Below are 17,759 nucleotides of genomic sequence, written 5' to 3' on the forward strand. Positions count from 1 at the left end.
CGGCCCCCGGGACCCAGCGATCCGGATGCCCTTGTTCGCCCGCCCGCGCAATTTCGGCCTCGTGCTGTTGGCCACCGGGTTGGTGGCCTGGGTTGCCTCAGCCGTCCTCGTTCTGGAGCGCCTGGCCCTGTATGGGGATCCGGGCCATGTGACCAGCTGTGACGTGAACCCGTGGGTTTCCTGTGGGCGGGTCATGGGCACCTGGCAGTCAGAACTATTCGGCTTCCCCAACCCGTTGATCGGGATTGTCGCGTTTACCGTCGTGCTGGCCACCGCCATGGTGGTGCTCTCCGGGGCCGCCCCGGGGTACTGGTACTGGATCGGGCTGCAGGTGGGGGTGAGCCTGGGAATGGTGTTTGTGGTCTGGCTTTGGAGCCAGGCCCTGTTCGAGATCTACATACTGTGCCTGTATTGCATGGTGGTGTGGGCGGCAATGATCCCGTTGTTTACCCTGCTCACGGTCCGCAACCTCGTCTACGGCGTCATTCCCGCTCCCAGGGCCGTGGTGAGCTTCGCCGCCGACTGGGCGGGCACGCTCGTGGCTATCGCCTACGTTGCTCGCCGCATCCGCGTTCCTGCGCTTCTTCCCAGCGTTCACCGGCGGCTAGACGCCCTTTCCCGCGGGGACCTCGCCGGAGGCATCGAGAGCTCTCGAGTTTCCTGTGGTCCAAATCTCCTGCTCATCGGCCACTAACCCCCGTGGAGAGTGCGCCATCTATCGTTGTGATGCACGCAATGGATGAGCTTCATCATCCCGCAAGAGGGTCTTCCGGATATGGGTTTGGAGTGTCCCGTAAGAAGGTCCGCTACTGAGGCTGTTGGGCTCAAAACCAAGGCTCCAAGGCTTTGTGGCGTTAGCGTTTGGGAGAGGAAACCTCTGCGGGACAGCTGACATGCGAAATTGACCCGTGTAATCAAAGATGAGCACTCACTCGGATTTAGCCGACAGTTCTGGAGGCCTCTGACTCGATCTCCCAAATGATCGTTCCATCCGTTTCGGAGTCTCCTCTCGGGTTATTCAACAAAGCTCACCGACAGCGCCGATCAGTACACCCTCATTTACCAGGTACACAGGAGTACACTGAGTACACAGCTACTCACAGGAGAAGTCGTGACCAGTCAGCAAATAACTCAGAATCCTTTCCGTCCCACGGCAGGAGCCGAGCCACCACAGCTCATCGGTCGAACCGGACTGCTGGACGAGTTCTCCTACGGTCTGCAGATCCGATCCGGGGCCCCTGGCTTGCTCACTATTTTCACAGGAGCCCGCGGTATCGGCAAGACCGTCATGCTCGGAGAGGCTGAAGATATCGGGCGTGCCCAAGGATGGCTGGTGGTCTCGGAGACTGCAACGGCAGGTTTCTTGGGTCGAATCGGTGAAGCCATGCGTTCAGCGGCTGAAGAGCTGGGAGAAGGGCCGAAAGTCCGTCGAATTACGGGCATCGGAGCCGCAGGCTTCTCGATCACCACTCAGTTGCCTCCGGCGCAGCAATTGGGATGGAGGCAACTGGGAGAACAACTGTTGCAACTGCTGGATGAGAAGCGCACCGGGTTGGTTATCACCCTGGACGAGATTCACAGCGCCAACCGCGATGAGCTTGAGCAACTGGCCGCCTTCGTTCAGCACTTTATCCGCCAAGGACTGCCAATTGCTCTATTGTTTGCAGGCCTGCCCGCCGCCGTCTCCGATCTGCTCAATGAGGGCGTCGCAACATTCCTCCGCAGAGCCGACCGAATCGACTTGCATGCCGCGGCAATACGCGAGGTCGAGGACTCTTACCTAGAAACGTTTGCATGCCTAGAACACCCAATTTCGCCGAAACTCATTCGGAAAGCAGCCGAATCAACCGGAGGCTACCCATTCCTCATACAATTGGTGGGGTACCATTTGTGGCAGATAGCGGAGTCCAAAGAAAGCCCACTGACAGCAGCAGGCGTTGATATGGCTTTAGCTGCCGCCCACCGGAAAAACACTCGTGTAGTCCTAGCTGCGGCATTGGCCACGGCATCGCCCAAGGATATCGAGTTTTTACAGGCAATGTCAGAAGATGATGGGCCCTCGAACACGGCTGATATCGGCAGGCGCCTCGGAGACGCAAAAAATACCATCGGCAACTACCGAGCCCGGCTCATCGACGCTGGGCTCGTACAATCCGCAGGCCGTGGACTGCTTGACTTCGCCATTCCGGGTCTGCGTGAGTATATCGCCGGGATTTGATGCTGAAAAGCTGCAAGTAATCAATCACAACCGCCCTTTGCCCTCTCGGGAGAAGCACGAAAAGCCCCAGGTTTAGGCCTCAGTTCAGACCCACGATGGGTGCTTATTCCGAAGATTGCGGGCTTTAGTACTCGATGAAGTATCGCTGTGTCGTTAGCGGAACCTTGAACGGGACAGCAACCAATGTTTGCCACTGGCGCAACTGGAATCTGCGGGCGCGATGGAACTTTCACGCTGAACAGTATTTGTCCGCCCGTTCTATGGGGTTTGCGTGATGCTCGTGGATATCAGTCCGGTGACGGGCGCGTGGTTGATGATTTCGGTAACGTCGCTGATCTCCGTGATCCAGTCATGAACTTCTGGTGAAACGAGCATGAAAAGAGAATTCATATCCGCCAGACGGCTCGTGACGCTGGTTGAGGCGCTGGCGACAGGTTCGAGGTGGGCCAGTCGGTTTCGTAGGCTGACCGCGGACTCCAGAAACTTTGCGACATCGGCCCGGGCTGTTCCGCGTGGAAATGCCTTGTGCAGATAAGGAGTCCAGAGTGTACTTTCTCGTGCCCTTGGTGTGATCAGGAATTGCCAAAAGCTGAATGACAGTCTGGCCATGACCATCCCGTGGGTAGCTGCGGCACCGATATCGCGTTGAGCGCTATGAAGCAGCTTCAACCCGTCGTTGTTTAGCCTCTGCTGTCGGAGGCGTACTCGCTGTGTTCCGTTTTCCAGGCGCAACCAAACAGGTGCTGATTGTGTTGCCCAATCGGGAAAAGCAGGTGCCAACTCGGCGTCAAGGGCGTTGCGAACCGCGACCTCCAAATGGGCAAGGTCACGGAGGATCGCTGCCGATAGTTCAGAGTTCCATGCGTAGATTTCCAAGGCCAACAAGTGGTCACCGGACGCCGTAGCCAGATACTTGTCGTACCGGTGTTGCGATAGCCATGCAACGGCCTGATCTGGCGTGGGAATAGTGGCGTGTGGCAATCCTTCAGGCATGAGTAGTAGACTACAGGTGCACTACGGGATCGGTCCTCTGTTCAATGGTTCGCCATTCGATTAGGCAGCGTGGTGCATAGAAAGTGTTGAAGGGCCCGTCGTCACGATGGGCCCTTTCTTTTCATGTTGGCGTCCGGCTGAGCCGGAGCACCGCAGCGAACACGCTGCATTCCCATAACGTTTTGTCAGACTGCAAAATGCGACCGTATAAATATCGGTGGTCACCTGTACGGCACTTCCGTGCCCGCAGCGGGAAGGTGTGGCGGTCACATGGGGTCTACTTCCAGCCTTTCTCTTACCGCTTTGGCGGAAGACCACTTCTGTCACCCCTACCGGCTAGCACAGCCACAGCCCCAGAATATCAGCAGTGTTCCGCAACAGGCCAGAAGCGGTAACCCACGAATTGCCAGGAACCCGATTGAGGAACGCTCAGCGGGATGCTTTGAGCGGTGGGATTCCATACTCTTCCCATGCTGAGGCAACTGGGGCACAATACGCGAGCTTGGACGTGTTTCTGACCGACATGCCCCAGTGATGGCGCGCCTGTTGAAGCTGATGCAGGAATGCCTTGAAATGATGCATAGTCTTTGCTTATGACTCCTGTCCCTGCGCATAGACCGTCCACGTTGTTCATCCCCATGCTCATTTTGGCCTTGTTTGCAGGAGCCATCATGGGAGGTCTTGGCGGCGGGCTTTTGGTGCTGTTCGATATCCTCGCCAGTTCAGGCGATCCCGATGCATTCACCGGTTGGGGAGGCCCCGCGGGTTACGCAGCGATGCCTATTATTTACGGCACTGTGTGCGGGATGTTTCTGGGACTCTTCCCCGGAGCAGGTTCGTTTATCGCGCTGTCCATCCTCGACCGGAATCGGCCAGCAGCATGGGGGAACCGGCAAGCGATGGTCGGCGGCGTAGGCGCAGCCATCGGTGGGATCCTCCCGGCGTTCTTCGTGGTTTGGATCATGGGGGTGGAGCTCTCAGGAGGTCTGGTCGTGGGAGCTGTCTTCATTCTCGTGTGCTTCGTCATTGGGCTGGTGGTGCTCAAAGGGATTTTGCGCTTTTTGGATAAGCAGGACTCAGTGGTCCACAACGCGCTCTAGGCCATCATCGTGCCGCTTCCAAGGTTTACCGAACCCGGGGGACGCAACAGCGTCGGGCCATCGATGGGTCCGGCTGGGAGACCACAAAACCACCGCGTCCCGAAATGTCAGGAACCCACCGCACGCGTTCGTGCATGCTCACTGTGGAACGCTCTGCGGGGCTGCTCTAAATAAAGGAAGGCGTCGCTATGCTTGATGGTTCGTTCCGTATGGTGAAGCGGGCACTAGCCAGCGATCGCTTCCGCAATTAGCTCGGCATCTCCTCGGTTGGACAACACGAACTGGTAGCGGTGGCCATCGGAATCCGAGAAGGTCACGGCGGCGGATCCGCCCATGTTCACTCTCGTGAGGGAACCGTGCTCATGCGTCGTGACGGGCCAGTTCACCAAGCCAAGGTTCATGCCGTTATCCGGTGCAACTGAAACCTCATGCACGTCCTGTCGTGGTATGACCCGTTTCCAAGCAGGACCGGTAAGAGTAACCGCTCGATCATCAACTACCACCGTGATCTGTGCCAGTCTCCAGCACCACGCGGCGGCAAGGATTAGTGACACAGCAACTAGATAGAATCCCCAAAGTGATTCGATGGCAGCTACGACGACGAGAATAACCGCAAGGATGGCCAAGATGAGGGCACCGGTCCAACGCTGCCAACCGGGCAAGCGTTCCTCGAATCTAAGGTTCGCAGCCTCTGTCTGGTGTGTCATTGCGTTTCTCTCCTGGTGATTGGCGGCGGCTTTGAAGCCGCCAGGCTCACAAGAAGAACCCTATCGTTGCGTGCTGACTTGGCCCAAAGCGTTGACGCCGGATGCGGAGTAGTACTGTGGCAGGGCGTCCGGCAGTGGCTAGCCTGGATTGCCCCACGTGAGGAACCTTCAGCGAGGGAGCCACCAGGTTAAACTCGGCAACAGCCTTCAAGCAGGATCCATCGGGCGCCACGATCAATTGGCGACTGATGTATCTATCCAGAAACGGATATCACCTTCGTGGTTAGTCCCATCGGGGACCCCGCCGTTTCGTCGCACCACGCTGAGTGATGCAAGGTTGTCCGGCGCGACGGTGAGGAGAGCTCGGTCGATGGCAAGCGCTCTGCACTTCACCAGTGCGGACCGGAGCATCTGGCTTGCGTGTCCTTGGCGTTGCCACGGGTAGACGACGTGGTAGCCAATGTGGCCACCCCCTTCGTCTTCGGTCAGGGTGTGACGAATGACCAGAGAACCGATGTAGTACTCATGGGAAGTAAACCAGAACAGCTCGGACGGAACGCCCCAGCGTTCTCGTACGCCCACTCGTTCCTCGACATAACTATCAAAATCCAGACTCGCTGCTCGAAGCCATTCCGTATTAGATCCCCGGTGCAGCATGTCGGCCTGCTCGCCGATCAGGTATGACGTCTGGACTTGTGTGGATGGGGTTGCTAGAGACGGTGGGGCTGGAAGCTCGATCATGGTGGAAGGATATCGAACATTCCAGAAGGATCGACACTCTGCGGTCCTTCGAAGGCGGCTATCCGGAGAATCAAAAAAGCTACATGGGGACCCCATTTCCACTTGGGGAACCGCAACAGGGAACGACTATGCGTCGGATTCTTCATCCGTTGTGCTCGACGAAATCGTCTCCGGCATCTTTGAACGCTTAGAAACATATTTACCAACCTTGATGAGTACCCAGAGAAGGAGTATCACGAAGGTGGCGCCGACGACGTAAAGGATTATCTCGTATGCGTTTGGTTCCAGGGGATTCATCAGATTAGCCTACCTACTCGCAGTTGAATTTCTTGAGAAGGCTGGTCGCGGAGGAGCAGCCGAAAACATCGTTTGCTGAAATTGGTTCAGCAGTTCGAATCTGCGGAAACGGATATCTCTTGTCTAGTGATTGGCGGTATGAAGATCTAATGTTTGGGGGAACATTCCTTGGCGGTTCATGGCACAAGCACTATCGTTTTTAAGCGTTCCGATTGCGGGTCGACAGGTGGGGCCACTTGACTCAAAATCCAGGCTTCAAGGCTTTATAGCGCTAGTGTTCCGGAGTGGAACGGCTACTGGGACAATTCCCAAGAAACGTTCACCGCTGGGGACCGTACAACAGCTCCGTCACCGTGCGTTTTTCCCAATAAGCAGAAAATTCGATGAAAATCCCTGCCTCCTTGTCGAATATCGCATGGGCGGTGATGTCTTCGGACTCCTGATCCACCAGATCCACCCGGATGACATCGCCGTAATCCCTGATTGATTCAAGTCGGTACAGATCCCATTCCGCGCCCCATATCGGCATCTCCAGAGGAAAGAACAGCTCGACGGCCCGATGTCTCTTGAAGGGGTCGTTTCCCCCTCGCTCAGTTTGCCCCCTGTGGCGGAAGCAGTTTCCCTCTTCGCGCGTATAGAAGAACTTTCGATTACCCGACGCCACGAACTCCCACGAACCGCTTTGGTGGTCAACCGCAACCTTGCCTTTTTCCGGTTTCCCCTCGGCTTCCACGATCTCCACCACCGCGGAAAACTCACGGTGGTGTCGACTGGAGCGCGCAGCGGCCATCAACGACCGCAGGGCCTCAAACGAACCTTCACTCATCTTTTCTCCTCCACCGCCGCAAACACATTAACACTGAATTTTACGGATGCCTGTCGGCTAAATCACTACTAAATCACATTAACCAAATGGATGCTGCCGGAACTCATTCCAGAATGGAATGATGGATCATTTCGTTCAAAGTGAGGATCTTTGACCAGTCGTCTGAAACCGTCCCGTAAGACGGTCGGCATTCGGTTCCGCTGGGCTCGAAACCGAGGTTCTGGGACTTTGTGGCACTGACGTTCCGGAGAGGAACGTTCTGCGGGACATCGCTCGTACGCCACAGGCAGTTTCACCGCTTCTCCAAGGCTGGGTTGAATTCTAGTGAGCCTGACCGACAGTGCCCCGCTCGGATTATCGGTTCACTTTTGGAGGGAAGGGATCTGAAGCTTTGCACATACATTCTCGTCTCCGGGAATGACCGCCACTGTGTCGTCCACGACGCAAGAATTCAGCTCCGGTACATAGTGACCGGGGCCAATCCCGGTTTCTTCGGCGGGGGTGAAGGGCTGGCCGTTTTCATCGGTGTGGGTACCGCTGCCAGGCTGTGCAGGAAGTGGTTGGGTGAAGCCTTCAGGGACAAGATGGCTGGTGATGCCCTCTGGGTCCATCATCCCCATATCCCAATATTGACCGCATAGGGCTATAGCGTCATCGACTTGATCTGACTCGCCAGGCTTGACCTCATACCCCGTGGCCATGAAAGGCCCAAGCAGATAACCGGGATCCCCCTGCGCCTTACCGGGAACGTTCTGTGAGGCTTTAAGATCTGCGTTGTAGTAGCAGTGGATTTCTCGTTTGTCCTCAACGGGTTTGCTGGCGATGTAATAGGCGGAACCGGTTACGGCAAAGACCAGTGCCCCTGCAGCGGACAGAACAATGGGTTTGCGGTGTTTGGGTTTTGTGGTTTGGGCGCTGGAGATTTCATCGACCAAAGCAAAACGGGTTTGAGCGCGACGGGCGGCGGAGAAGCGCGGTTCGGTTTTCATAGCAGGCTCGATTCTGGTGAGAGACTCAGGTTGTGCTCGGGTGTGCCGGCGGTAGCGCGAAGCTTCTTCTTTGCTCGGTTCAGCCTGGATCGGATCGTTCCTACAGGGACCTTGAGGGCACTGGACGCATCGGCATAAGTGAAGTCATACATCAGGCACAACACGACCGCGGAGCGTTCCTCTTTGCTGAGTGCGGCACCGTCGAGGAGATCGTTGGAGAATTCCTCGGCGTCGAGCCGCGCTGCCGAATCGGTTTCAAAGGCCGTCGTGGCTTCATCCCGAGGCAATTTTTCAAGCAGTGCCCGATGTCGCCTGCTGGTCCGGTTCCGGTTGAGGTTGGCCTTCGCTGCAACTCCCAAGAGCCAAGGCAAAAGTGAGTCGTGCTGGAGGTGGATGGTTCCCCGTTTTCGCCAGGCCTCCATGAAAGCAATGGAGACTAGTTCTTCTGCGTCGTGCCAGGAACCGCAGGCGCTGAGACAAAAGCGGAACACGGAATCGGCGTGCCGATCAAAGAGGACGCCGAATGCGTTGGCCCGTCCGGCGGCGCAGCCGTCCCACAGGTCTTGGTCGCTCTCACTTGATTGGTTCATAACTAGTAGTGTCCACCACGCTCAAAAAGGTTCACGTATGCAAGTGAACGGGCTCCACCGGATTGTCAGCTGTCAACTAATGCTCGGTGGACGTGTAGTCGTGCGCTGGCATTCTTAGATCGCAGCAAGGAAATCCTGGACCCGTTCACCGAAACGGGAACCCCTCGCGGACACCGATCAAGAACTGCAGGACGCGATTGAGCGGTTCGTCCTGATCAATAGCACCGAACGCCCACGAGACGGATTACACGCAGCTCCTTGAATGACTCCCCAATTGCTGCCTACGCTGGGGTCATTGGTGCCTCGAAAGTGGCTTTCAGGCTACTTCGCAAGTGGCGAGAGTAAGGAGACGTGATGAAGAAGAGCTCATTGATGGTGGCGTGCATCATAGGGATGGGATTGTCCGGTGCAGTGCTGATGCTGCTGGTCCCGTTACTGTTCAGTTCGGACGGTCAGGGCAACATCTGGATCATGGGAGCGTTGGGAGTCCTCTTCTTGGCTTTTACAGCGGGAGCCCGATATTGCAAACCGTTTATCTCGGCGGCAGGTACCAACGGGTAAGAACGTCTCCGGAAGTATCGTTCTTCCGAAAGCGACTGCACTGGTTGTCCAAAGTCGTCTGCACTGCGAACCTATGCTCGTGGGCGGCACCTCATACGGGACTGCGTGGCCCATCGTGAATTTCTTAGTCTTTGAGTAGGCCCGTGGCGATGAACGCCCGACGGTAGATCTTTTTGATGACAATTTCCTTGCGTGCGTTGTACTGCATGGAGTGCTCGCCAGCGGCCCGTGATAAAGCTGCCGCTTCACGCTTGGTATCTGCGTACAAAACACGATCGTCAGTGTTAGTGCGAAGCCAGTCGCGGAAGATTCGATGCTTAATGACCTCGGGACTGTCATAACCGAAAACATGTAGATGGCAGGCTGGCTCCGAGTAGCGCAGGACACGATGACCAAACCACCAAGGTTCCCGAACCCTGAGTTCGAAACCTGCACGCTCAAGGGCAGGAACGTATGCTGCCTCATCATTTGGGTCTGCAACGATCAGATCAATGTCGATAATAGGTTTCGCTGGAAGGTCCGGAACGGAAGTCGAACCAACATGTTCGATGACCAACGCACGCCAGCCCAGAGCCTCCTCGATCTTCTGGGCGAGCAATTGGAACTGCCCCGGCCACGCGTCATTCCATTCGGCTATCTCGAGTTGCAGCGATGGCCCGGCGCCAGGAACGTAGGGTGATTGGCCTTCGGGAACGGGCGGCTCGTGAAATTTTACGATGTCGTGTGGGAGTGGCATGTCCTATTATCTCTGACCTGCTCCGCATCTGAGATCGTCAACACCCGCCTGGTGTCACAGTCCCGTAAGCCGGTCCGTGACTGGACAGCATCGACTCTGACCTGCTCCGTTGGAGATGTTGAGTGTCGACTGTTTCGTTTGCCCCGTCCGCTTGTCATTCCGGATAAGGCCCCAAATACGGAACAGTGCCCCGATAGCTGGGGCCGATGAACTCGCCCTCGCGCAGGGATAGCCGATCTATTGTCTGACGCCAACGCCGGAAATTTTGCTATTCGCAAGACACCCCGGGTAGCCCAAACCTAGATGACTTCGGAAAAGGTGTCGTTAAGGTTCTGTTGCCCGCGGATCTCGGCTAGCCAGGGGATCTGGGCGGGGTCTGTGGATTGGAGAGTGGACACGATGTCAAGGCGCACCTCGTAAGTGTTCGGACCCACAGGCAGGACAGGATCGGTGACCGGAGCCGTTTCGGCTGCGGGTTGGGGTGAACTGGCGGGTTCGGCTCCGTGGTCGATGACCTTCCTGGTGGTGCGCGCGGTGGCGTGGTGGGTTGCGCGGCGTTGTGTGGTCTTCATATTTTCCAGCGTGCGCGCCTTGGCTAGGCGCACGCTGTGTGGCCGCACTGTGCAACCCGTGAACCCAGGCCATGCGTGGGCCAGGCTGCAGAGAGCCCCGGGTGCGGCTAGGCTGGAGCCGTGGAATTCTCGAATCGGTTTCTGGCATTGGGCGACTCTTTCACCGAGGGCATGGGTGACGTGGATGTTGCGCGCCCCAACCAGGTGCGTGGCTGGGCCGACCGTGTGGCCGAGCAGCTGTGCGCCGACCCCGGCTGGGGGTATGCGAACCTGGCAATCAGGGGCAAGAAGACCGGCCAGGTAGTCTCCCAACAACTTTCGCCAGCGCTAGAGCTCAAACCGACGCTTGCCACCTTGTATATGGGGGCCAACGACATCCTGCGACCTAGGATAGACATCGACACGTTGATGGTTGGCTACCGCAAGATGGCGCTCGCGCTCGCCGACACCGGGGCGACGTTGCTGCTGTTCACTGGATTCGACACGGGCGGGTCCGGGATCTTTTCCAGCACCCGGGGGCGCACCGCGATCTACAACGAGGCGGTGCGCGAGATTGCTGACGAGGCAGGGGCAACGGTTGCCGACTACTGGAGATGGCGCGAATTCCAAGACTGGCGCTACTGGTCCAGCGACCGCCTGCACATGAACTCCGCCGGACACACCTTGATGGCCTCAAAGGTGCTCGAGGTGCTCGAACACCAGACCCGCATCAAGGTGCCCGAACTTCCCGCCGAGGCCCAGGTCTCGCGCAGCCAGAAGCTGCGCGAGGACGCAGCCTGGGCCAAGGAACACCTCATGCCGTGGGTCAAGCGCCGGCTCACCGGGACCTCGTCCGGAGATGATCTCAGCGCCCGCTTCCCACACTATGTGTCGCTCGAGGCGGCACAAAACCCATAAACCCCTGCCGTCGCCGAGGCCAAGAGTGCGCGTCGGTGCCGGCCTAGCGCCGGCCAGGATGCTTTGCTAATGACCATGGACGAGCAACAAAAGCAGCCAGGACAACACGATCACGAGCCGCACAACCAAGGAATAGCCGCGAAGCTGAACTGGTTGCGCGCCGGGGTGCTGGGAGCCAATGACGGGATCGTTTCGGTTGCCGCCGTGGTTGTTGGCGTTGCCGGTGCCACCTCCGAGACCTCGCCGGTTCTCATCGCCGGGGCGGCCGCGTTGATCGGCGGTGCCGTTTCCATGGCGCTGGGAGAGTATGTCTCGGTGTCAAGCTCGTCGGACTCGCAGAAGGCGCTCATCGAGAAGGAACGCCGTGAACTGGCGGAAATGCCTGCCGAGGAGTTAGCCGAACTCACCGGTCTCTACCAGGCCAAGGGGTTGAGTCCGGAAACCGCGGCGCTGGTGGCCCGGGAGCTGACCGAGCACGATGCACTGGCAGCGCACCTGGACGTCGAGCTGCAGCTCGACGAAGACGAGGTGCTGAGTCCGTGGCATGCGGCCTCCGCTTCGGCGGTTGCCTTTACGGTGGGCGCTGCGCTGCCCTTTGCCACGGCAGTGTTCTTGCCCGGACCGCTGAAGATCCCGGTGACCTTCATCGCCGTCATGCTCGCACTGGGTGCAACCGGCGCACTGGGCGCAAGGCTTGGCGGGGCCCCGATGCTCCGCCCGACGGTGCGTGTACTTATCGGAGGTGCGGCGGCGCTTGCGCTCACGTTCGCGATCGGTTCCTGGCTCGGAAGTTCAGGGATCGTTTAGCGGTCCTGTGGCCTAACCGGGTGCGCTGCCAGAGGCGGGACCCCGCGACCCGGGATAGGATCAGCCCATACATCCACGGTGCACCTGCTTTTGGCACCGATCTTGGGAGGGTCAGGGCCCATGGAGGAAACCGACACCCAGCCACCCGGCGGCAATGCCCGCAGGCGCTGGCACGCACCTGCCGCCATTGGCGCATTCGTGGTGGTGCTGGCCACCACGGGGTGGGCCGGATACCGGGTGCTGGACCCGGTCAGCGGTGCCCACGGAGCGAACGGCCTCACCTGCAGGGGCAACGCATTTGCGTATTCCTCCCCGGGAACCTTGGTCATGCCACGGATTATCCTGAAGCCCGGGCAGTACCTCGTAGTGGAATCCATGACGATGATCAATCCGGTGAACTTCGAGCTTCTCGGGACCGGGGTCCAACGCAGCAGCACCGAGACCGGCTATTACAACTATCCGATGAACGATGACCTCTCAACGGAGGGGTGGGCGTGGAAGCAACGGGTCAGCCTGCCAGCAGACCTAGGCGACGAACCGGCGGAATCGGTGATCCTGGTGATCGTGCCGGTGGACCCGGACCAGGCGTCCTCCCTTGACACGATCCGTGTTAGGTACCGGAACCAGTGGGGAATCCCGTACCGGACCGAGGCGGTCGGAGAGTTCGAGGCCAGGGCGGATTGTGACATCGCACCGGGGGAGGACGACTAGGGATTCGGCGGCCACGGCCGTCGGCGGGAAGTCGGTGTTGTTTGCCTCACGCATCGCCGGTAGGATGGGAGGCGTGCCTCGTGAGAGCGCACAGCCACTGACATGCGGCGGGAGAGTCCCGTTCAACGTAAGTTGGTCGGGCGCCGTAGGAGCAATTCCTCCCCGGGAAACTCTCAGGCCCCCGTACCGCCGCGAAGAGGCAACTCTGGAAAGAAGCAATATCGCCTGATTGGCGGTGCTGCTCACCGAAGGTGCAAGCACGTGCCGACCTCTATAAGGCCGGCGCGTAGCGGAAACTCTCAGGTCACAGCAACAGGGTCGGGGAGGAACTTGCAGCTCGTTCGGTGTGGCAGCACGCCGATGACCCAATGGAGTTCCCCATGACATTGACCCCGTCCGCTGAGTTCGTCGCCCGCCACATTGGCCCGCAGGGCAACGACATCGACACCATGCTGGCCCAGCTTGGCTATTCCTCTCTCGACGAATTCGTCAACATGGCGGTCCCCGCCGACATCCGCATGTCCGATCCGCTTGATCTTCCCGAAGGCCGCACCGAAGCAGAGATCCTTGCGGACCTGCGCCTGCTGGCGAACAAGAACGTGATGAAGACCCAGATGATCGGCCAAGGCTTCTCCGACACCCACACCCCGCCGGTGATCCTGCGCAACATCCTTGAGAACCCGGCCTGGTACACCGCTTACACCCCGTACCAGCCCGAGATCTCCCAGGGCCGCCTCGAGGCACTGCTGAACTTCCAGACCATGGTCATGGACCTCACCGCCCTGCCGATCGCCAACGCCTCGTTGCTTGATGAAGCCTCAGCCGTCGCCGAGGCCGTGCTGCTGATGCGCCGCTCCAACAAGGCCAAGGCCACCGCCAAGACGGTGCTTGACTCCAACCTCTTCCCGCAGACCATCGCCGTGGTCAAGGGCCGCGCAGATGCCCTGGACTTCGAGATCGAGGTCGCAGACCTCTCTTCCGGCCTGCCCGAGGGAGAAATCTCCGGCATCGTGCTGCAGCAGCCAGGGAACAACGGTGCCCTGGTGGACCACACCGCGGTCATCGCCGCCGCCAAGGAGCGCGGTGCAATGGTCACCGTCGCCGCAGACATCCTGGCACTGACCATGATCACCGCTCCCGGCGAGCAGGGTGCGGACATCGCCGTAGGCAACACCCAGCGCTTCGGCGTCCCGTTGTTCTTCGGTGGTCCGCACGCCGCCTACATCTCGGTGCGCAAGGGTCTCGAGCGTTCATTGCCCGGCCGACTGGTCGGCGTGTCCAAGGACGACGCCGGAACCCCGGCCTACCGCCTGGCACTGCAGACCCGCGAACAGCACATCCGCCGCGAGAAGGCCACCTCGAACATCTGCACCGCCCAGGCGTTGCTGGCGATCACCGCCTCGATGTACGCGGTCTACCACGGCCCGGCCGGCCTGAAGCGCATCGCGGTGCGCACCCACAACCACGCACGCACCATCGCCACCGCACTGAGCGGTGCCGGGATGGAACTGGTCACCGACGCGTTCTTCGACACCGTCCAGGTCAAGGTCGCCGACGCCGAGACGATCATCATCAAGGCCGAGGACGCGGGCATCAACCTGCGGCGCGTAGATGCCACCACCGTGGGCATCTCCACCGACGAGGCCACTACCAGCGCCCACGTCGCGACGATCGCCGGCATCTTCGGCATCAAGGGAGCCGAACTTGGCGCCAAGGGCTTCGAACTGCCCTCGGAACTGAAGCGCACCAGCGACTACCTGAGCCACCCGATCTTCAACACCATCAAGTCCGAGACCCAGATGATGCGCTACCTGCGCCGCCTCTCGGACCGCGACCTGGCGTTGGACCGCACCATGATCCCGCTGGGCTCGTGCACCATGAAGCTGAACTCCGCCGCCGAGATGGAATCCATCTCCTGGCCCGAGTTCGCCTCCATCCACCCCTACGCCCCGGCACACCAGACCGCCGGCTGGCGCGAATTGATCACCGACCTGGAAGCCCGGCTGACCGAGATCACCGGGTACGCCGGTGTCTCTATCCAGCCCAACGCCGGTTCGCAGGGCGAGTACGCCGGCCTGCTGGCGATCCGCGACTACCACCGCTCCAACGGCGATGACCAGCGCGACCTCTGCCTGATCCCCGCCTCCGCACACGGCACCAACGCCGCCTCGGCAGTGCTAGCCGGCATGCGGGTCATCGTGGTGAAGACCGCGGCGGACGGATCCATTGATGCCGGTGACCTCGATGCAAAGATCGAGGCCAACAAGGACACCCTCTCGGCGATCATGATCACCTACCCCTCCACGCACGGTGTCTACGACGCCGATGTGCGCGAGGTCTGCGACAAGGTGCACGCCGCCGGAGGCCAGGTCTACATTGACGGCGCCAACATGAACGCGATCGTCGGACTGGCACAGCCGGGCAAGTTCGGCGGGGACGTCAGCCACCTGAACCTGCACAAGACCTTCTGCATCCCGCACGGCGGCGGCGGACCGGGCGTGGGTCCGATCGGCGTTGCCGAGCACCTGGTGCCGTTCCTTCCCGGGGATGCCTCGGGCACCTACTCGATGCGCGACGGCGTCCCGGTGGTCTCTACCATGTTCGGCTCCGCCGGCGTGCTGCCGATCTCCTGGGCCTACATCGCGATGATGGGCGGCGAGGGACTGGCTCAAGCCTCCAAGATCGCGATCCTGAACGCGAACTACATCGCTTCAAGGCTCACCGAGCACTTCCCGATCCTGTACACCGGCAACAAGGGCCTCGTCGCCCACGAGTGCATTCTGGATTTGCGCGAGTTGACCAACAAGACCGGGGTCACCGCCGAGGACGTGGCCAAGCGCCTGATCGACTTCGGTTTCCACGCACCGACCTTGTCCTTCCCGGTCTCCGGCACCCTGATGGTGGAGCCGACCGAGTCCGAGGACCTGGGTGAGATCGAACGCTTCATCGAGGCCATGGTCGCCATCCGCGGTGAGATGGAGCAGGTGCTTGCCGGTGACTTCGAGATCGCTGAATCCCCGCTGCGTAATGCCCCCCACACCGTGGCAGCAGTGGTCAACACCGCATGGGATCGCAAGTACACCGTCGAGCAGGCAGCCTTCCCGGTATCCGCGTTGCGCGTTGACAAGTACTTCCCGGCAGTGGGACGCGTCGATGGCGCAGGCGGGGATAGGAACCTGATCTGCTCCTGCCCGCCCCCGGAAGCCTTCGAAAACTAAGTCCAGATACTCGTTTTTTGCCTCGCGAAAGGTAGCTTGATGAGCGACCCGAAGAAAACCTCCCTGCATGCCAAGCATGCCGAACTCGGTGCCTCCTTCACCGACTTTGGCGGCTGGGACATGCCGCTGAAGTACGGTTCGGAACTGGCCGAGCACAAGGCGGTACGTGCCACCGCAGGCCTGTTCGACCTTTCCCACATGGGCGAGGTCTGGGTCGAAGGGCCCGAAGCGGCGAAATTCCTGAACTCCGCGCTGGCCGGGAACATGGCAGTGATGGCCGTGGGCCGGGCCAAGTACTCGGTCATCTGCAACGAAGCAGGCGGCATCATCGATGACTTGATCACCTACCGCCGCGGGGATGAAAAGTTCCTGGTGGTGCCCAACGCGGGAAACGCCGCGGCGGTAGCCGCCGCCCTGGCCGAACGGGCAGCGGGCTTTGATGCCACCGTCACCGATGCCTCGCCCGAGACCTCGTTGATCGCGGTTCAGGGCCCGGCCTCAGTGGCCATCCTGCACGCCTTGGTGGACGATTCGACCAAGGCGCTGATCAGCGACATGAAGTACTACGCCGCCGACGATGCCACCGTGGCTGGCCACGATGTGCTGCTGGCCCGCACCGGCTACACCGGCGAGGACGGCTTCGAGCTGTACCTGCCTAACGAGCAGGCGCCGGCACTCTGGGACGCACTGATGGCTGCCGGCGCCGACCACGGGTTGGTCCCCGCGGGTCTGGCCTGCCGGGACTCGCTGCGCCTGGAAGCCGGCATGCCGCTGTACGGCAACGAGCTCTCCGAGGAAGGCAACCCCTTCGAGGCCAACCTTGGGCCAATCGTCTCCTTCAAGAAGGAAGAAGACTTCACCGGGCGCAAGGCACTGGAAGCCATCAAGGCCGAAGGCGCCAAGCGCGTACTCGTGGGGCTCAAGGGCCTGGGGCGTCGCGCCGGCCGCGGCGGCTACCCGGTATCCAGTGACGGCGCACAAGTTGGCGTCGTCACCTCCGGACAGCCCTCCCCGTCGCTGGGCTACCCGGTGGCGCTGGCTTACGTCGAGCCCGGCTTCACAGAGGTCGGCACCAAGCTCGATGTCGACCTGCGCGGCAAGCCAGAGGCCTTCGAAGTCGTCGCACTGCCGTTCTATACCCGAGCCAAGTAACGTTGTCGGTGGTGGTGCCCGAAAGGGACCAGCACCGATGACCGGCTAACTTCAGTACCCAAAAATTCTTTGAGAGGAAACACCCCCATGAGCAAGGTTCTTGCCTCCCTTCGTTACTCGGCCGAGCACGAATGGGTCGATAGCTCGACCCCGACCAAGGTCGGCATCACCCAGGTTGCGGCCGACGCACTGGGCGATGTCGTGTACGTCGATTTGCCCGAGGTAGGGGATAACGTCACCGCCGGGGAGACCTGCGGAGAGGTCGAATCGACCAAGTCGGTTTCGGACCTGTACGCACCGGTCACCGGCACCATCCTGGAGGTCAACCAGGAGACCATCGACAACCCGGCGATCCTGAACGAGGATCCATACGGCGCCGGCTGGCTCTTCACCGTCGAGGTCTCCGAGGAAGGCCCGTTGCTCTCGGCAGCGGACTACGCCTCGGCCAATGGCGGCGATGTAGCGTGAGCCCAGTGTATGAATCCCTTGCTCCTGCGTCGCTAACGCAGGACATCGGGACCCTTGATCCGGAGATCGCGGAGCGTATCGACGCGGAACTGGCTCGCCAGCAGCGCGGCCTGGAGATGATCGCCTCGGAGAACCACACGGCCCTTGCCGTGATGCAGGCCCAGGGTTCGGTGTTG

Annotated in this window: 17 protein-coding genes, 2 pseudogenes and 1 riboswitch; of the genes and pseudogenes, 11 read left to right on the forward strand and 8 right to left on the reverse strand. The window is 60.1% G+C overall.

Annotated features, from left to right (window positions below; translation table 11 throughout):
• Positions 1–25: 25 nt before the first annotated feature.
• Positions 26–608: pseudogene (locus tag ABEA12_RS06560) on the forward strand (vitamin K epoxide reductase family protein).
• Between the two features lie 503 nt (positions 609–1,111).
• A complete protein-coding gene (locus tag ABEA12_RS06565; RefSeq protein ID WP_210099799.1) occupies positions 1,112–2,218 on the forward strand; it encodes an AAA family ATPase in 1,107 nt (368 codons plus the stop codon).
• Between the two features lie 258 nt (positions 2,219–2,476).
• Here the strand turns inward: ABEA12_RS06565 and ABEA12_RS06570 are convergent, their stop codons facing one another.
• Positions 2,477–3,211 (reverse strand): hypothetical protein, encoded by a 735-nt coding sequence (locus ABEA12_RS06570; RefSeq protein WP_210099800.1) that lies wholly within the window; start codon positions 3,209–3,211, stop codon positions 2,477–2,479.
• Between the two features lie 638 nt (positions 3,212–3,849).
• Here ABEA12_RS06570 and ABEA12_RS06575 point away from each other — a divergent pair.
• A complete protein-coding gene (locus ABEA12_RS06575; RefSeq protein ID WP_345467082.1) occupies positions 3,850–4,311 on the forward strand; it encodes a hypothetical protein in 462 nt (153 codons plus the stop codon).
• Positions 4,312–4,535: 224 nt separating this feature from the next.
• Here the strand turns inward: ABEA12_RS06575 and ABEA12_RS06580 are convergent, their stop codons facing one another.
• The 5 genes from ABEA12_RS06580 to ABEA12_RS06600 all read right to left on the reverse strand — a co-directional run bounded on the left by ABEA12_RS06580 (position 4,536) and on the right by ABEA12_RS06600 (position 8,461).
• Complete coding sequence (locus tag ABEA12_RS06580) at positions 4,536–5,018, reverse strand: DUF3093 family protein (RefSeq protein WP_210099802.1); 483 nt, start codon at positions 5,016–5,018, stop codon at positions 4,536–4,538.
• A gap of 234 nt (positions 5,019–5,252) precedes the next feature.
• Positions 5,253–5,759: a GNAT family N-acetyltransferase gene (locus ABEA12_RS06585; RefSeq protein ID WP_210099803.1), complete on the reverse strand. Its 507-nt coding sequence runs from the start codon at positions 5,757–5,759 to the stop codon at positions 5,253–5,255.
• Positions 5,760–6,375: 616 nt separating this feature from the next.
• The gene (locus ABEA12_RS06590) at positions 6,376–6,882 is read right to left on the reverse strand and encodes a hypothetical protein (protein WP_210099804.1); all 507 of its coding nucleotides are present in this window, start codon (positions 6,880–6,882) and stop codon (positions 6,376–6,378) included.
• A gap of 362 nt (positions 6,883–7,244) precedes the next feature.
• Positions 7,245–7,871, reverse strand: coding sequence for a hypothetical protein (locus ABEA12_RS06595; protein ID WP_210099805.1), 627 nt, complete (start codon positions 7,869–7,871; stop codon positions 7,245–7,247).
• Entirely contained in the window at positions 7,868–8,461 is a 594-nt protein-coding gene (locus tag ABEA12_RS06600; RefSeq protein ID WP_210099806.1) for an RNA polymerase sigma factor, read from the reverse strand. The genes ABEA12_RS06595 and ABEA12_RS06600 overlap by 4 nt, the downstream gene beginning before the upstream one ends.
• 354 nt (positions 8,462–8,815) lie before the next feature.
• Between ABEA12_RS06600 and ABEA12_RS06605 the strand changes: the two genes are divergently transcribed.
• Positions 8,816–9,022 carry a hypothetical protein gene (locus ABEA12_RS06605; RefSeq protein ID WP_345467088.1) on the forward strand — a complete coding sequence of 69 codons (207 nt, stop codon included), beginning with the start codon at positions 8,816–8,818 and terminating at the stop codon, positions 9,020–9,022.
• A gap of 124 nt (positions 9,023–9,146) precedes the next feature.
• Here ABEA12_RS06605 and ABEA12_RS06610 read toward each other — a convergent pair whose 3' ends face one another.
• Positions 9,147–9,758: a GrpB family protein gene (locus ABEA12_RS06610; protein WP_210099808.1), complete on the reverse strand. Its 612-nt coding sequence runs from the start codon at positions 9,756–9,758 to the stop codon at positions 9,147–9,149.
• 299 nt (positions 9,759–10,057) lie between these two features.
• Entirely contained in the window at positions 10,058–10,330 is a 273-nt protein-coding gene (locus ABEA12_RS06615) for a hypothetical protein (protein WP_210099809.1), read from the reverse strand.
• A 120-nt stretch (positions 10,331–10,450) separates the two neighbouring features.
• Between ABEA12_RS06615 and ABEA12_RS06620 the strand changes: the two genes are divergently transcribed.
• The 7 genes and pseudogenes from ABEA12_RS06620 to ABEA12_RS06650 form a co-directional block, all read left to right on the forward strand.
• Complete coding sequence (locus ABEA12_RS06620) at positions 10,451–11,227, forward strand: SGNH/GDSL hydrolase family protein (RefSeq protein ID WP_210099810.1); 777 nt, start codon at positions 10,451–10,453, stop codon at positions 11,225–11,227.
• Positions 11,228–11,296: 69 nt separating this feature from the next.
• Positions 11,297–12,034, forward strand: coding sequence for a VIT1/CCC1 transporter family protein (locus tag ABEA12_RS06625; protein WP_345467092.1), 738 nt, complete (start codon positions 11,297–11,299; stop codon positions 12,032–12,034).
• 120 nt (positions 12,035–12,154) lie between these two features.
• The gene (locus tag ABEA12_RS06630; RefSeq protein WP_210099811.1) at positions 12,155–12,745 is read left to right on the forward strand and encodes a hypothetical protein; all 591 of its coding nucleotides are present in this window, start codon (positions 12,155–12,157) and stop codon (positions 12,743–12,745) included.
• Between the two features lie 98 nt (positions 12,746–12,843).
• A riboswitch (glycine riboswitch) is annotated at positions 12,844–12,944 on the forward strand.
• A 181-nt stretch (positions 12,945–13,125) separates the two neighbouring features.
• Positions 13,126–15,963 carry an aminomethyl-transferring glycine dehydrogenase gene (gene gcvP / locus ABEA12_RS06635; protein ID WP_210099812.1) on the forward strand — a complete coding sequence of 946 codons (2,838 nt, stop codon included), beginning with the start codon at positions 13,126–13,128 and terminating at the stop codon, positions 15,961–15,963.
• A gap of 39 nt (positions 15,964–16,002) precedes the next feature.
• Positions 16,003–17,115: a glycine cleavage system aminomethyltransferase GcvT gene (gene gcvT, locus ABEA12_RS06640; protein WP_210099813.1), complete on the forward strand. Its 1,113-nt coding sequence runs from the start codon at positions 16,003–16,005 to the stop codon at positions 17,113–17,115.
• An 87-nt stretch (positions 17,116–17,202) separates the two neighbouring features.
• Entirely contained in the window at positions 17,203–17,583 is a 381-nt protein-coding gene (gene gcvH, locus ABEA12_RS06645; protein WP_210099814.1) for a glycine cleavage system protein GcvH, read from the forward strand.
• Positions 17,580–17,759, forward strand: a pseudogene (locus tag ABEA12_RS06650) (serine hydroxymethyltransferase); the annotation flags it as partial. The gene gcvH and the pseudogene ABEA12_RS06650, both read left to right, overlap by 4 nt.

It is taken from the genome of Paeniglutamicibacter antarcticus, assembly GCF_039544305.1.
GTDB lineage: Bacteria > Actinomycetota > Actinomycetes > Actinomycetales > Micrococcaceae > Paeniglutamicibacter > Paeniglutamicibacter antarcticus_C.

What these genes read in the sequence shown, in the direction of transcription:
- ABEA12_RS06570 (WP_210099800.1), bottom strand. Translation starts at nt 3,211, where the DNA reads ATGCCTGAAGGATTGCCACACGCCACTATTCCCACGCCAGATCAGGCC.
- ABEA12_RS06575 (WP_345467082.1), top strand. Translation starts at nt 3,850, where the DNA reads ATGCTCATTTTGGCCTTGTTTGCAGGAGCCATCATGGGAGGTCTTGGC.
- ABEA12_RS06580 (WP_210099802.1), bottom strand. Translation starts at nt 5,018, where the DNA reads ATGACACACCAGACAGAGGCTGCGAACCTTAGATTCGAGGAACGCTTG.
- ABEA12_RS06585 (WP_210099803.1), bottom strand. Translation starts at nt 5,759, where the DNA reads ATGATCGAGCTTCCAGCCCCACCGTCTCTAGCAACCCCATCCACACAA.
- ABEA12_RS06590 (WP_210099804.1), bottom strand. Translation starts at nt 6,882, where the DNA reads ATGAGTGAAGGTTCGTTTGAGGCCCTGCGGTCGTTGATGGCCGCTGCG.
- ABEA12_RS06595 (WP_210099805.1), bottom strand. Translation starts at nt 7,871, where the DNA reads ATGAAAACCGAACCGCGCTTCTCCGCCGCCCGTCGCGCTCAAACCCGT.
- ABEA12_RS06600 (WP_210099806.1), bottom strand. Translation starts at nt 8,461, where the DNA reads ATGAACCAATCAAGTGAGAGCGACCAAGACCTGTGGGACGGCTGCGCC.
- ABEA12_RS06605 (WP_345467088.1), top strand. Translation starts at nt 8,816, where the DNA reads ATGAAGAAGAGCTCATTGATGGTGGCGTGCATCATAGGGATGGGATTG.
- ABEA12_RS06610 (WP_210099808.1), bottom strand. Translation starts at nt 9,758, where the DNA reads ATGCCACTCCCACACGACATCGTAAAATTTCACGAGCCGCCCGTTCCC.
- ABEA12_RS06615 (WP_210099809.1), bottom strand. Translation starts at nt 10,330, where the DNA reads ATGAAGACCACACAACGCCGCGCAACCCACCACGCCACCGCGCGCACC.
- ABEA12_RS06625 (WP_345467092.1), top strand. Translation starts at nt 11,297, where the DNA reads ATGACCATGGACGAGCAACAAAAGCAGCCAGGACAACACGATCACGAG.
- ABEA12_RS06630 (WP_210099811.1), top strand. Translation starts at nt 12,155, where the DNA reads ATGGAGGAAACCGACACCCAGCCACCCGGCGGCAATGCCCGCAGGCGC.
- gcvP (WP_210099812.1), top strand. Translation starts at nt 13,126, where the DNA reads ATGACATTGACCCCGTCCGCTGAGTTCGTCGCCCGCCACATTGGCCCG.
- gcvT (WP_210099813.1), top strand. Translation starts at nt 16,003, where the DNA reads ATGAGCGACCCGAAGAAAACCTCCCTGCATGCCAAGCATGCCGAACTC.
- gcvH (WP_210099814.1), top strand. Translation starts at nt 17,203, where the DNA reads ATGAGCAAGGTTCTTGCCTCCCTTCGTTACTCGGCCGAGCACGAATGG.